We start from the raw sequence: 12615 nt of genomic DNA, 5'->3' as shown, positions 1-12615 counted from the left end.
TTTTTATAATAGATGTCTTACAAAAGGAGCGAAAGAGAGTCGTTCCTATTCGGGAGAACAAATATGTGAACAAATTTTTTCAAAAAAAAACTTTAGGCATATTGATTATTTTAAAAAAAAATCGTAAGTCTTATTTAAGAAGAATTGATATAAAATTAACGTTATAAAAATATGAAAATTTATCAAATTGAAACAAGAGTCCGATATGCAGAAACCGACCAAATGGGGGTGGTATATCATGGTAATTATGCACAGTATTTTGAGATGGGTCGTGTAGAATGGCTTAGAAATCTGGGTCTTAGCTATAAGTTTATGGAAGAGAAGGGCATTATGTTGCCTGTTGTTAGTTTAACGTTAAATTTTAAAAAGCCCGCACGGTATGATGATCTCTTAACAATAAAAACAATCTTTAAAAAACAAGAGTCAGTTAAGATAGAATTTGACTATGAGATTTATAATGAGAACGAAGAGTTATTAACAATAGGTAACTCAATATTAGTGTTTGTAGACATGAAAACAGGACGTCCTGTAGCTCCTCCTGAGTATGTGAAAGAGAAACTTATTTTTTAGTTTTTAGCATTATAACAGCACCTAATTAACTATTAAAGTGATTATGTCGATTATTTATTTTACGATTATTTCGTATAAATTAGTAAATGCCTCAAGTACCATTGGGGCATTTTTTTTTCGGGTACTCACTATTATTTCACAATCCATTTCCATTTTTTGCGATACAATATCTAAGTTTTTTTCTTTTATTACCCGCATCACTTTGTTCATATTTTGATAACTAAATTTCAGTGTGTAGTGCACATCAATAGTTTTCTCAATAATATTAGAAGCCTCAAGTGCCATTTGTGCCGAAGTTTTATAAGCAGATATAAGACCGCCTACACCGAGCTTTACCCCTCCGAAGTAACGAACTATTACTATAAGTACATTAGTTACCTCAAACGACTGTATTTGTCCGTAAATAGGCATTCCTGCCGAGTTGTTAGGTTCGCCATCGTCGTTAGCACGGTATTGTATATCTTCTATGCCTATTTGGTAGGCATAGCACCAGTGGCGAGCCGAGTGATGTTTTTTACGTAACTCTTCCAGTATTGTTTTTGCCTCGTCTTCGGTAGTAACAGGAACAGCATAACCGAAGAACTTGCTGTTTTTTTCTTTAAACAGTGTTTCTTCTGATGGGGCATCAATAGTTTTATACGTGTCGTTTTCCATGAGTACTGCAAAGGTATTTTTTTACTCAAGTATAAACAAGTATATATAATATTGAAATTTTAGTCAAGTATTTCGTAACCTATAGGTTTAAACGAATAGTTATTAGACATCTCTGCTGAACATGCTGTTAATCCTACAAGTAAATCCATTTTAGCTTCAATAATAATATAATCACCAGCTTTACTTTTAGGCGGCAGTACATCTACTTTACCTGTCTCACCGTTTACAGTTACATGCATAAATACATTAAATGTGGTAGGTATCTCATCAGGAGTTATATTATATTCTTGTAATGCATTACATAAATTACCAAAACACCCCTGATGCGGATGTTCATGCCCATATATTATTCTAAAAGTATCTGAGCTGCAAGGCGTCAGTAAAAAGTCATGTCTTTTTACAGTATCTTCAATCATCGTAAACATTACATTACTGCGGTTGGAGTAAAAAGGATGTCCTTCTGTAAGAAATATAGTTTCGGCATAGTCAATAGTCCTGCCTGACGAAAGATACTCTTTTTTATCGTTCAGGTTATAACATAGCAAGTCGGCAACTTGTTCGCCTTCAATATCTGTAATTTTAAGTTTTTTTCCTTTTGAAAGGATAAAAGAGGTTCCGCTACGCGGATTTATTATTTTCATTGTTTATTTTATTATGATTACTATTAAAAGGGCATTTCCAGTTATTGGTATAATGGCGTCCGGTATATTGGTATACTTCTGATGCTTCTCCAAAATCCTGTAACATAGGGTTTATACTACCACTAAGAACAAAATCTTTTTTACGTACTATATTTTTAATTTTTATATATTGTTTATTTTCTCTCAGTTTTTCAAACTGTGCATGGGGGTTGAATACAATGGCAGGATATTTAAATTGACGTGCTTTTCTGCTACTAGCAGGGTGTAAGCCGATTATAAAAAAAGCTTCTTCACCAAGACTGAAACTAAAGTTTTTAGAATCAGGATTAGGACTTACTTTGATATCATAATTATATTTTTTTGCATCTGCATCTGCCAATGCCTGTAACCTCGACCAAAATAATTTTTCATACATATCTTCATTAAAAATTTCAGTATTAGGAAAAATAATGACTGCGCTATGAAAGAGTTTGTCTGAATTGCGATAACCTTCAAGAAAATCATATATAAACTCGAGTATAGCTTTGTCGTCTTTTGGACACCCCATATGTCCTGCTGTCATAATTTTTAGTTGATCCTTAACTAAGGCAGCTTTTGCTGCTACGCAAGGAAAAATTTTATCTTTTAGCATTGATTTAAAATCTTCGCTAACTTTACCTTGAATTTCAGTCATGATGCTTATTTTTGTTACTACAATTTCTCACTTTTAGATCGCCAATACAAGGATTTTATATTTACTTTAAGCTTTGTAAGAATAAACTAAATAAAAAGTGTTAATTTGAGTTATAATTCAGCTAATAAATCATTTAATCAGCTAACAAAATATACTTATGAAAACAACAATTAAGACTTTACTCGTACTAATTACTTGCTTCACACTTGCTAATTGCAACAAGAAACAAGAAGCGCCAAAAGAAAAATATTGTGGTGTAGAAATTACTGGTTTTGAAATAATGGACTTAAAAACTATAGGCAATAAAGGCTATACTTATACTGATGCAGATAAGGTTCTTGCTGGCGATATGATGGAAGCTGTAGATAAAATGCTGGGTAAAACTGATGCGGTTAAGTTCTCTTATTTTATGAGAGATGAAAATACCATAGGTATGTATGTTATAGGACCAGATGACCAAGCTGAGGTAGAAAAAATAAGCTGTTTTTTATTAAAAGAAGATTTTGATGGTAGGTTACCAAAAGAAAGGAAATTATTATTTTATACCAATGATCATAATACGCTTGTTGCGGCTATAAAGAGTAAGAAAGAAGTCGATTAATTTAGCTGTTCTCATTTTTATAAATTAATAACTCATCATTTACTATCATTTGTTTTTTGATGATTGTTCCTCTTATTGAAGGAGCTTTAGTCCCTTCTCTAAAAGTTGTAGTCCCTTTAAAAACTCGGGCTTCATCCCATAGGTTTGCCGTTATAAACGTTTGTAACGTTTTAAGTCCTCCCTCAATAATAACCGATTGCAAGTTGTGTTTGTAGAGTATATCGCTAACAGTTTGGGCAAGATTATCATCAAAAGAAATAGTTTCATACAGCAGATTTTCACTACTCTCTAAATCAGTCTGCTCTGTTAAGAATATCGATTTTACACTACCATCCTTAACCGCATAGTCACTACTTACTCGGTTGGTTCTGTCTAAGACTATTCGCACAGGACTTATACCTGTCCAGTCGCGTACATCCAGTTTTGGGTTGTCGTCAATAACCGTTTGTGTGCCTACTACAATAGCTATTTCTTCACTACGCCATTTATGCACCAGTTGACGCGAATATTGGTTTGTTATCCATACTGGCTTTTTACTGTCTTTTGTTTTTGGACTCAAATAACCATCAGCACTCTCAGCCCATTTTAGTATAATGTAAGGTCGTTTCTTTTCATGGAAAGTAAAAAAGCGACGGTTAAATTCTCGGCACTCATTTTCTAAAACACCTACAATAGCATTTTTACCGGCTTCTAGTAGTTTAAGAATCCCTTTGCCTGCCACTTTTTCGTGTGGGTCTGTAGTACCAATAACAATATTAGGTATTTGTTGTTGTATAATAAGGTCGCAACATGGTGGCGTTTTACCATAATGGCTACACGGTTCTAGGCTTACATATAGTGTGGCTTCAGGTATTAAATGCTTGTCTTCAGGACGAACGGAATTAACACAGTTTACCTCACCATGTGCTCCGCCATAAGGCGAAGTATAGCCTTCTCCAATAATACGATTGTTATGTACAAGTACTGCTCCAACCGATGGGTTAGGCATGGCTGTCCTGAGTCCGTTTGCGGCGAGTTCTAGGCAACGGCGCATGTATAGTTCGTGGTTCATTATATTTACAAAAGTGTAAAGTTACAAAATCCGTAAATAGTAGTAGCTTTGCTTTATGGATGTAATAATAAGAAAAATTAAACTTGCTGATGATGTTGCTATAGCAAAAGTAATAAGGCAGGTACTTATTGAGCATAATGTACCCAAAATAGGTACTGCCTATGCCGATGTTTCGTTAGACTGTATGTATGAAACCTACAATCAAAAGAATTCGGAATATTTTGTAGTAGAGCAGGAGGGAACTATAATTGGCGGGGCTGGTATTGCACCGTTAGAAAATGGAGCTAATGATATTTGTGAGTTACAAAAAATGTATTTTCTGGAAGAAGCAAGAGGGATTGGTATTGGCGCCAAGATGATGGAGTGTTGCCTAGAAAGCGCAAAGAACTTTGGTTTTGTAAACTGTTACCTCGAAACAATGCCCTATATGCGTGATGCCCAAAAACTATATAAAAAATTTGGTTTTGAATATCTCGATGAACCTATGGGTAACACGGGGCATGGCTCATGCCCGGTATGGATGTTGAAAAAACTAGAGATTTAATAAACTACACACGATATTATAATAATGAAACTAAAAGTATATAAAACTAATTTTTTAGAGCAGCTTACTCCGCTATATGATAGCATGGAAGCAGAACGTTTTTTTACCATTACTCTCGAAAAGCTTAAAGGGTGGCAACGTGTTGATGTGGTTATGAATCCTGATGCTGAGTTAACTGATGCTGAGGTTGCAAAATGGGATGTTGTTTTAAATGCCTTAAAAATATATAAACCGATACAGTATATTTTTGGTATGGCTCATTTTTATGGACTGGAACTAAAGGTAAATGAAAATACATTGATACCACGTCCTGAAACCGAAGAACTGGTAGAGTGGATAATAAAAGAGAATGCAGATAAAGGCAAAATAAATATACTAGATATTGGTACAGGTAGTGGTTGTATTGCTATAGCACTGGCTAAAAATTTGCCTAATGCAACCGTATATGCTATAGATGTTTCTGATGAAGCGTTAATGGTAGCACAAGATAATGCTAAAGCTAATGATGCCGATGTTACTTTTTTGCAAAAAGATATTCTTATTACAGAGGAGCTGCCTTTACAATTTGATGTCATTGTTTCAAACCCACCGTATGTGCGTAATTTAGAGAAGCATGAAATAAAAAATAATGTGCTAGACTATGAGCCACATCTTGCGCTTTTTGTAGAGGATAATGACCCCTTATTGTTTTACCGAAAAATAGCGGTACTCGCACAAAAAAGCCTTACGCCAAACGGCAAATTATACTTTGAAATCAACCAATATTTAGGTAAAGAAACATCCGAAATACTACAAGAATATCAGTATAAGGATGTTGAAGTACGTAAAGACCTATATGGTAACAATAGGATGATAGGGGCTATTTTATAAAACCAATATCTTCAATTATTCATGACGAAGTGCCTCAATAGGGTCTAGTGCAGCAGCTTTTACAGCAGGGTAAGAACCTGAAAATAATGTTACTACTAAGATGGTGGTAAGTGCTGCAAAAATAGCTGTCCAAGGTATGGGGAATGATGTGTCCATAATGAGCGATAACCCTACGCCACCAGTAAGTACTCCTAAAAAAATACCCAATGCACCCCCTATAAGGCTAATGATAAGCGTCTCGGTAAAAAACTGCATAGCTATAGTAGCCTTTGTAGCCCCGAGTGACTTTCGCACCCCAATTTCGCGTGTACGTTCGGTTACAGATACTAACATGATGTTCATTAATGCTATAGATGAGCCAAATACTGTAATAATACCAATAACCCATGCAGCATAATTAATAGTTTCGGTTTGCGAAAGTAATGTTTCTAATAATTCGTCACTACGCTCTATACCAAAGTTGTCATCTTCTACAGGGTTTAATTTTCGCACCTGTCTCATGGTAATAATGGCTTCATCTACACCCGCATCGAGCATATCGCTATTACCTACCATTGTTTTTATCTCATAGTTAATGTACGGTGCTGTAAATAATGAGCGCGCAAGTTGTATGGGTATTAACACTCTTAAATCTTTACGATTACCAAAAGTAGAGCCTTGCTCTTTAAGAACTCCTATAACCTTAAATCGAGCCCCTCTAATAGATATAGTTTTATCTATAGGGTTCATATCTTTAAGAAGTCCTTTTTCAAAATCAGAACCTACTATACAAACATTATTGTTGTTTTTTATATCAAACGTATTAAAGTTTCTGCCTTTAGTAGTTTCTAATCCAGAGTTAGGCATAAAGTATTCATCAACACCTAATATGGTTATTTCGGGGTCTGTTTTTTCGCTTAAATGTTTTACTTCGGCACTGCTTGCTGCTGTAAACGATAATGAAACGGCAGCAGTAGGAAAGTTGTATCGTTCCTGAAATTCTTTAGCCTGGGGGTAAGAAATAATAGCATTTACTTTAGCTCTTCCGTTATTACGTCCTATTTGTTCAGAAAAGTCATAACGACTTATAGAAAAGGTATTAGTACCCATACTGGCAAAGTTTCCTGTAATAGTACTTTGTAAAACAGCTACCCCTGAGAGGATACCTACTAATGCAAAAATACCAATACCTATAATTGCTACTGTTAATATGGTGCGTAATAGTTGGCTACGTATAGAGCCTAATGCAATTTTAGTATTTTCCCTGAATAGGTTAAACATAGGTAGTAGTTTTAATGCCACTAAAATACACAATTTGTTTTAGCTTTAGGGGGTAAAATTTCAGGAGAATGTATAATCTTGAATTGTAAACTTATAATCTTACAGCCTCAATGTGTATATTTGCCTAATTAAAAATAAGATTTAAAAAGATGGCACAAAAACCAGGAATTCCAAAAGGCACAAGAGATTTTTCGCCCATAGAGGTGGCTAAGCGTCAATATATAATAGCGACGATAAAGCATCATTTTGAGACTTTTGGTTTTCAGCCTATTGAAACCCCTTCATTTGAAAATTATGATACCCTGATGGGTAAGTATGGTGAAGAAGGCGACCGACTTATTTTTAAGATACTAAATAGTGGAGATTATTTGGCTAAAGCCAATGAAACACTTTTAGTAAATAAAGATAGTGTAAAACTTACATCACAAATATCTGAAAAAGCATTGCGCTATGACCTTACTGTTCCTTTTGCACGCTATGTAGTACAGCATCAAAATGATATTGAATTCCCATTCAGACGTTACCAAATACAACCAGTATGGAGGGCTGATCGCCCTCAGAAAGGTCGTTTTAGAGAGTTTTATCAATGTGATGCCGATGTAGTTGGTAGTACATCGCTATGGCAAGAAGTAGAGCTAGTACAGCTATATGATGGTGTTTTCTCATCATTAGGATTAGCGGGTGTTACTATTAAGATTAATAACCGTAAAGTACTTTCGGGCATTGCTGAGGTAATTGGTGCAAAAGATAAACTGATTGACTTTACTGTAGCATTAGATAAGCTGGATAAGGTAGGAGAGGATGGCGTGAAGAAAGAAATGCTAGAAAAAGGTATTACTGAAGATGCAATAGCAAAAGTACAACCGTTATTCAACTTTACAGGAAGTATAAATGAGAAGTTGGAGAAGTTATCACAATTATTAGCATCATCTGAAGAAGGGATGAAAGGGGTTGAAGAGCTTCGTTTTATTTGTGATAATGTTATAACTGTAGGGCTCAACAAATCAGTGCTTGACCTTGATGTTACATTAGCGCGAGGATTAAATTATTATACAGGAGCTATATTTGAAGTTACTGCTCCTGAAGGAGTTGCTATGGGCTCTATAGGCGGTGGCGGTAGGTATGACGACCTAACTGGTATTTTTGGGTTAAAAAATATGAGTGGGGTAGGTATATCTTTCGGACTTGATAGAATTTATCTTGTACTTGAAGATTTAGGACTTTTTCCTGATACGGTTACTGAGGCTACTAAGGCATTGTTTATAAATTTTGGAGATACAGAGGCTTTATATAGCATGAAAGCGATTAAAAAATTGCGTGATATGGGCTGTAAAGTAGAGCTATACCCTGATACTGCAAAAATAGGAAAGCAGTTTCAGCACGCCGATAAACGAGGTATACCTTATGTAGTACTTACAGGAGCTGAGGAAATGAATAATAATAAGTTTACCCTAAAAAATCTCGCTACAGGAGAACAGACAGCAGTATCGCTAGATGAATTGATAGAACAGTTGAACAAATAATTATTTCTAAAAAGATTTGACTATTTTGTTTACCTTTTTTGGGAAGCTATAAAATAAATAAAATCCCGTCAGATAATGACGGGATTTTTGATTTTTAAATGCGATTTTTAAAATTTGAACGTTGCTATTAAACAATATTTAATAGACTGATTTTGCTTTTAGACACGTTACCCGTGTTGTCTTGTAAAATTTCAATTCCTAAAATTTCAAAAGGACGTTCAATCTGGTTACCGTTGATGTCGAGGTAATCCATTACAAGAGAGTCAAAATTGTCAGGATGTAGTGTAATGGCTACGCTGTCAGTAATTTCATTTTCAATAATGAAGTTGCGCATTCCGTCATAAGTAATTTTTTCCATAAGCATATATAAGTTTAGTTCTTATAAAAATAGGAAAGAAGATTGAATAAAATATTGTTTCAATTGTTAAAATTAACTGATTTAACATATGTTTGCTGTTTTGTTATATAATAATATATTTTTTTGTATTAAAAAATGAATTATTAGTAATTGCATTTACTGTTCCATAAAGTCAATTATTCCGCCACCAGTATCACCTTTTTTTACCGTGTTATTTTTAGTAATATCCCAGTTAATGTTAGGGTATTTCTTTTTAAATTCTTTTTTATCACGGTCAAATTTATCCCATATAACAACTCTAGGAGTGCCAGGTTGTGCATTTTCAATATAGGTAAGTTCGCCTATGTAAGTTATCTCTCCTTTTTTAATATCAAAAGGGATAGCAAATTTTTTACTGTTACTTACCATACCACTATAACCAATGTGATCGAGATAATTGTATTGTGTAAAGGCATAGCTGCCAGGTTCTCGTTCTATAACAAAAAGGTAGGTTTTTTTGCTATCAAAATCACCATTATAAGCAGGTTCACTTTTAATTCGGGCTTTAATTTCTATCTTACCATCATTTTGACGAATGAATTTTTTATCGCCCGATGTAGGTTCGTAAAAAAAGCGATATATATCATTAACGGGTTTTTCGCCTTCAAAAGTAATAGTGCCTATTGCTAGCCCTTTTGATGATGTTATATTGAATGTTTCGGGTGCGGTATCAGTAGTTTTGGTTTTGCATCCTGTTGCTAATACTAAGCTTAGCAAGAGTATAAAAGTAAATTTCATAGTAACAGTTTTATACTCGTAAATATACAAAAAACAAACTGCCATTAATTTTACTTGATGAATAAAGAAATATAGCAATATTTTATATATTGCCTGCTGTTAATTAATTATACCATGAATAGAATAGTTTATTTTTTTACAATATTATTTATTACAGTTAATGTTAATGCACAAGATAAAGACGAGGTGCTAGCAGAGGCTTGGCTAATGTATAATTCAGAAAAAGCTTCATGGAACGGTACTGATATGGTAACGCAGTATTACCCTGAAAAACTAAAAACATCTGGTGGATACTTCTCTTATACTAATGATGATAGGCATACTTGTGTTTTTTTTAACAGAGATTCTGTTCCTAGTATTACAATAAGTATAAGTTTTGATGATACTTTTATACCAGAAACAACTAAGGTTGATACTACCTATAGAAAAATGACATCTCTTGAAAATGACCTTTATGAAATAAGACAAAAGGCTATTATAGAATCAGTGAACGATACTGTTACATTTAAGCGTTATAAAAATACTAATTACAACTATATACCGCTAATAGTAGGCAAGAAGAAAAAGGTATATATACTAACGGGAACAGGGGTAAGAGGTGTGGTTGTTTTTGGAAATGATTACTTAATTACATTTGACAAAAAGAATAGGATTAAAAAAAAGAAACCACTACACAAAAATATAATACCTATTGAGTATAGTGATAATCCTGATGAAAATATAACGATACACAACCACCAAGAGGAAACAGGTGATCTTATTACCGCCACAGATATTTGTACTCTTATGCTGTATTGCCCATATACTAACTGGAGTCAACATTATGTAGTCTCAAAAAAAAATATTTCAATATGGGACTGCGAAAAGAGTGAACTTTTTGTGGTTACAATGAAGGCTTGGAAGCGTATGAACGAACATGATTTAGATAAGGAAAGAGAAGAAAACAAATAATCTCCTTAATACAATTCTGAAAGATAATATATTTGACTAGTAGTATATGCTTTTTCGTCTCTACCCTTACTAGCAGAACAGGTATACGTTATATCACCATTTTTCTCATGGTTTATTTTCCAAACATATATAGGTGTTTTTAAACCAAATTTTCCTGCTATATATACCTCATCATTTACATTGAACTTTACCATTTGTAGCTGTTTATGGTAAATATACGAAATAAAGACATGGCAACTCGTATATAGTCAAACTATTATTGTAAATCTACGTTTGTGTTTGTAGTAGTGATATGATGCGATTTAAAATAAGTATCGACAACATTACCAAAACTTTTCATAGTTACATAGTTAAAAGTACCGCCAACAGCCGCGCCTATACCAAAAGGGAGGAGTTTACCTAAAGTAGCCCCACCACGTTTACCTCCATATTTGGCAACTAGCTTTTGCCCTATTTTCTGATTTACATGATTACCTAGCTTATCATTAAAATGCTTATTAAGGTGCGCTGTAGTTATAACACTGCTTTTATAGGTTATAGTAGTACCATGACCATTTTTAATAACGCCAGACCATATACCTAATACGGTAGCAAACTCAGCTTCAAATTCTTCTTCTATATCCTTGCCATAAATTAATGATGTACCATAACAAATGCTAGCCATCCAGCGAAGCATAAGTACTAAATCGGCAGAGATAGAACCTGCTTCTATGGCAGCTTGTGTTGCAGTACCTAATCCTGGTATTATACCAGGTAGTGCTGTAATAGCCCCTACAGATGTGTATTTATTTCTTATTTTTTTGGTGTATAATCGAGATAGCTCGCTTGCAGGCATACCAGGGTGCGAAAAGTGTAATTTGTTTACATTTCTCTTAATGTCATGGTAAGCTGGTGTAACTTTATGTATTATTTTATTGAAATCCATATTATATGATTAGCAAATAGTATTCCAATAAAAAAATGAGGTTATTTGTTAACTTTGCAAATTGATTTTTTTAAGCCTACTATCTTCAAAGTCTTGTAATGGTTCTTTATGTAAAATGCACTGAATGTCCTCCCAAGTTGCACATTTTACAGTAAAAATAATCCCGTCTATAAGCATTGGTAGGTGTATAAAATCTACTCCTTTAAGGTCTTCGTTCAAATAATCTGCCATATCTTTAATGGCATAAAACCACTCTTTGTCATACTGCACTTTATTTATTGTACTTTCTTTACGCAGCAGCGCCTCATTAATCTTTTTCATGCCTATTATTAGTGCCTGTTTTTTACATAAACATGCTTAATGTTAGCCTTTCCTGTTTCTCTTTCATCTACTATAAAACTGTCTAAGCTTTTTATAAGCGGAAGCATTTTTGAAAATCCGTAGTTACGCGGATCAAAATCAGGCTGCTTTTTCAAGATGATGTTGCCTAGATCACCTAGAAATGCCCAACCATCCTCGTCACCAAGATCGTTAACACTATTGCGTATAAGACTCACTAAACGTTTATCAATTTTGCTAAGACTCTCTTTTGGTTTTGCAAGTACTTTTTCTTCATTATTGTCGCTAGTAGCCTTTTTCGGAGTAACATTATTTGTACTGTTATCTTCTTTTTCTAGAATTTCGAAATATATAAATTTATCACAAGCCGTTATAAAAGGGATAGGAGTTTTCTTTTCGCCTATACCTATTACTTTCATGCCTGCTTCACGCAGTCGAGTTGCTAGTCGCGTAAAATCGCTATCGCTAGATACTATGCAAAAACCATCTACTTTACCAGAGTAGAGTATATCCATAGCATCAATTATCATGGCACTATCTGTAGCATTTTTTCCTTTAGTATAGCTGTATTGTTGTATTGGGGTAATAGCGTTTTCTAATAGTACTTTTTTCCAGTTTGATACCCTGGGGCTTGTCCAGTCGGTATATATACGTTTGGTGGTAGGTGTACCATATTTTGTGATTTCTTCAAACATACCTTTTATGTTAGCATAAGGCACATTTTCGGCATCTATAAGCACTGCAAGTTTTAAGTTTTGTATTGTATTCATTGCAAATTGTTTACTCAAAGATAAGATAAATCTGTGGTAACAATGTTCATTTATTGTATAATTTGGTATATGATATAGCCAAAACAAGCATACAGTAATAGTGACAAC

17 protein-coding genes are annotated in these 12615 nt (G+C 34.1%); 6 read left to right on the top strand and 11 right to left on the bottom strand.

The genetic code is table 11. The features are described from left to right. Positions 1–171: 171 nt before the first annotated feature. Positions 172–570, top strand: a complete 399-nt coding sequence (locus DVK85_RS13485) for an acyl-CoA thioesterase (protein ID WP_114678942.1) — start codon at positions 172–174, stop codon at positions 568–570. A gap of 54 nt (positions 571–624) precedes the next feature. Here DVK85_RS13485 and DVK85_RS13480 read toward each other — a convergent pair whose 3' ends face one another. From DVK85_RS13480 to gntA, 3 genes are read right to left on the bottom strand one after another with little or no spacing between them, the layout of a single operon-like run. Beyond that, entirely contained in the window at positions 625–1224 is a 600-nt protein-coding gene (locus tag DVK85_RS13480; RefSeq protein WP_114678941.1) for an IMPACT family protein, read from the bottom strand. A 59-nt stretch (positions 1225–1283) separates the two neighbouring features. After that, positions 1284–1865, bottom strand: coding sequence for a DUF1989 domain-containing protein (locus tag DVK85_RS13475; protein WP_114678940.1), 582 nt, complete (start codon positions 1863–1865; stop codon positions 1284–1286). After that, entirely contained in the window at positions 1843–2538 is a 696-nt protein-coding gene (gene gntA, locus DVK85_RS13470) for a guanitoxin biosynthesis heme-dependent pre-guanitoxin N-hydroxylase GntA (protein ID WP_114678939.1), read from the bottom strand. The genes DVK85_RS13475 and gntA overlap by 23 nt, the downstream gene beginning before the upstream one ends. Positions 2539–2695: 157 nt before the next feature. Here gntA and DVK85_RS13465 point away from each other — a divergent pair, with 157 nt between their 5' ends. After that, positions 2696–3139 (top strand): hypothetical protein, encoded by a 444-nt coding sequence (locus tag DVK85_RS13465; RefSeq protein ID WP_114678938.1) that lies wholly within the window; start codon positions 2696–2698, stop codon positions 3137–3139. A 1-nt stretch (position 3140) separates the two neighbouring features. Here DVK85_RS13465 and ribD read toward each other — a convergent pair whose 3' ends face one another. Continuing rightward, complete coding sequence (gene ribD / locus DVK85_RS13460; protein ID WP_114678937.1) at positions 3141–4190, bottom strand: bifunctional diaminohydroxyphosphoribosylaminopyrimidine deaminase/5-amino-6-(5-phosphoribosylamino)uracil reductase RibD; 1050 nt, start codon at positions 4188–4190, stop codon at positions 3141–3143. 55 nt (positions 4191–4245) lie between these two features. Between ribD and DVK85_RS13455 the strand changes: the two genes are divergently transcribed. Beyond that, positions 4246–4734: a GNAT family N-acetyltransferase gene (locus DVK85_RS13455; protein ID WP_114678936.1), complete on the top strand. Its 489-nt coding sequence runs from the start codon at positions 4246–4248 to the stop codon at positions 4732–4734. Between the two features lie 24 nt (positions 4735–4758). Beyond that, positions 4759–5604 (top strand): peptide chain release factor N(5)-glutamine methyltransferase, encoded by an 846-nt coding sequence (gene prmC, locus DVK85_RS13450; protein ID WP_114678935.1) that lies wholly within the window; start codon positions 4759–4761, stop codon positions 5602–5604. Positions 5605–5619: 15 nt separating this feature from the next. Here prmC and DVK85_RS13445 read toward each other — a convergent pair whose 3' ends face one another. After that, on the bottom strand, positions 5620–6864 hold the full coding sequence (locus DVK85_RS13445; RefSeq protein ID WP_114679074.1) for an ABC transporter permease: 1245 nt from the start codon (positions 6862–6864) through the stop codon (positions 5620–5622). Positions 6865–7013: 149 nt separating this feature from the next. On the opposite strand from DVK85_RS13445, the gene hisS reads away from it, so the two are divergent. Beyond that, the gene (hisS, locus tag DVK85_RS13440; protein ID WP_114678934.1) at positions 7014–8387 is read left to right on the top strand and encodes a histidine--tRNA ligase; all 1374 of its coding nucleotides are present in this window, start codon (positions 7014–7016) and stop codon (positions 8385–8387) included. Between the two features lie 127 nt (positions 8388–8514). On the opposite strand, the gene DVK85_RS13435 is transcribed toward hisS, so the two are convergent. Both DVK85_RS13435 and DVK85_RS13430 read right to left on the bottom strand, forming a co-directional pair. Next, positions 8515–8745, bottom strand: coding sequence for a hypothetical protein (locus DVK85_RS13435; RefSeq protein WP_127960595.1), 231 nt, complete (start codon positions 8743–8745; stop codon positions 8515–8517). 156 nt (positions 8746–8901) lie between these two features. Further along, a complete protein-coding gene (locus DVK85_RS13430) occupies positions 8902–9522 on the bottom strand; it encodes a hypothetical protein (protein ID WP_127960594.1) in 621 nt (206 codons plus the stop codon). A gap of 114 nt (positions 9523–9636) precedes the next feature. Here DVK85_RS13430 and DVK85_RS13425 point away from each other — a divergent pair, with 114 nt between their 5' ends. Next, positions 9637–10473, top strand: coding sequence for a hypothetical protein (locus tag DVK85_RS13425; RefSeq protein WP_114678931.1), 837 nt, complete (start codon positions 9637–9639; stop codon positions 10471–10473). 5 nt (positions 10474–10478) lie between these two features. On the opposite strand, the gene DVK85_RS13420 is transcribed toward DVK85_RS13425, so the two are convergent. The 4 genes from DVK85_RS13420 to DVK85_RS13405 form a co-directional block, all read right to left on the bottom strand. Further along, positions 10479–10667, bottom strand: coding sequence for a hypothetical protein (locus tag DVK85_RS13420; RefSeq protein WP_114678930.1), 189 nt, complete (start codon positions 10665–10667; stop codon positions 10479–10481). A gap of 62 nt (positions 10668–10729) precedes the next feature. Then, positions 10730–11398: a hypothetical protein gene (locus tag DVK85_RS13415; protein WP_114678929.1), complete on the bottom strand. Its 669-nt coding sequence runs from the start codon at positions 11396–11398 to the stop codon at positions 10730–10732. 48 nt (positions 11399–11446) lie between these two features. Then, positions 11447–11719 carry a hypothetical protein gene (locus tag DVK85_RS13410; RefSeq protein ID WP_114678928.1) on the bottom strand — a complete coding sequence of 91 codons (273 nt, stop codon included), beginning with the start codon at positions 11717–11719 and terminating at the stop codon, positions 11447–11449. 8 nt (positions 11720–11727) lie between these two features. Continuing rightward, positions 11728–12507, bottom strand: a complete 780-nt coding sequence (locus DVK85_RS13405; protein ID WP_114678927.1) for an NYN domain-containing protein — start codon at positions 12505–12507, stop codon at positions 11728–11730. Positions 12508–12615: the final 108 nt, after the last annotated feature.

Origin of the sequence: Flavobacterium arcticum, assembly GCF_003344925.1 — a bacterium.
Classification (GTDB): domain Bacteria; phylum Bacteroidota; class Bacteroidia; order Flavobacteriales; family Flavobacteriaceae; genus Flavobacterium; species Flavobacterium arcticum.
Note: the sequence above shows the minus strand (reverse complement) of the source record. Positions and strands in the feature narration are given on the sequence as shown.

Coding starts and splice junctions, on each gene's coding strand:
- DVK85_RS13420 (WP_114678930.1), bottom strand. CDS start 10,667: ATGGTAAAGTTCAATGTAAATGATGAGGTATATATAGCAGGAAAATTT.
- DVK85_RS13455 (WP_114678936.1), top strand. CDS start 4,246: ATGGATGTAATAATAAGAAAAATTAAACTTGCTGATGATGTTGCTATA.
- DVK85_RS13415 (WP_114678929.1), bottom strand. CDS start 11,398: ATGGATTTCAATAAAATAATACATAAAGTTACACCAGCTTACCATGAC.
- gntA (WP_114678939.1), bottom strand. CDS start 2,538: ATGACTGAAATTCAAGGTAAAGTTAGCGAAGATTTTAAATCAATGCTA.
- ribD (WP_114678937.1), bottom strand. CDS start 4,190: ATGAACCACGAACTATACATGCGCCGTTGCCTAGAACTCGCCGCAAAC.
- DVK85_RS13445 (WP_114679074.1), bottom strand. CDS start 6,864: ATGTTTAACCTATTCAGGGAAAATACTAAAATTGCATTAGGCTCTATA.
- DVK85_RS13435 (WP_127960595.1), bottom strand. CDS start 8,745: ATGGAAAAAATTACTTATGACGGAATGCGCAACTTCATTATTGAAAAT.
- DVK85_RS13465 (WP_114678938.1), top strand. CDS start 2,696: ATGAAAACAACAATTAAGACTTTACTCGTACTAATTACTTGCTTCACA.
- prmC (WP_114678935.1), top strand. CDS start 4,759: ATGAAACTAAAAGTATATAAAACTAATTTTTTAGAGCAGCTTACTCCG.
- DVK85_RS13405 (WP_114678927.1), bottom strand. CDS start 12,507: ATGAATACAATACAAAACTTAAAACTTGCAGTGCTTATAGATGCCGAA.
- DVK85_RS13430 (WP_127960594.1), bottom strand. CDS start 9,522: ATGAAATTTACTTTTATACTCTTGCTAAGCTTAGTATTAGCAACAGGA.
- DVK85_RS13425 (WP_114678931.1), top strand. CDS start 9,637: ATGAATAGAATAGTTTATTTTTTTACAATATTATTTATTACAGTTAAT.
- hisS (WP_114678934.1), top strand. CDS start 7,014: ATGGCACAAAAACCAGGAATTCCAAAAGGCACAAGAGATTTTTCGCCC.
- DVK85_RS13485 (WP_114678942.1), top strand. CDS start 172: ATGAAAATTTATCAAATTGAAACAAGAGTCCGATATGCAGAAACCGAC.
- DVK85_RS13410 (WP_114678928.1), bottom strand. CDS start 11,719: ATGAAAAAGATTAATGAGGCGCTGCTGCGTAAAGAAAGTACAATAAAT.
- DVK85_RS13475 (WP_114678940.1), bottom strand. CDS start 1,865: ATGAAAATAATAAATCCGCGTAGCGGAACCTCTTTTATCCTTTCAAAA.
- DVK85_RS13480 (WP_114678941.1), bottom strand. CDS start 1,224: ATGGAAAACGACACGTATAAAACTATTGATGCCCCATCAGAAGAAACA.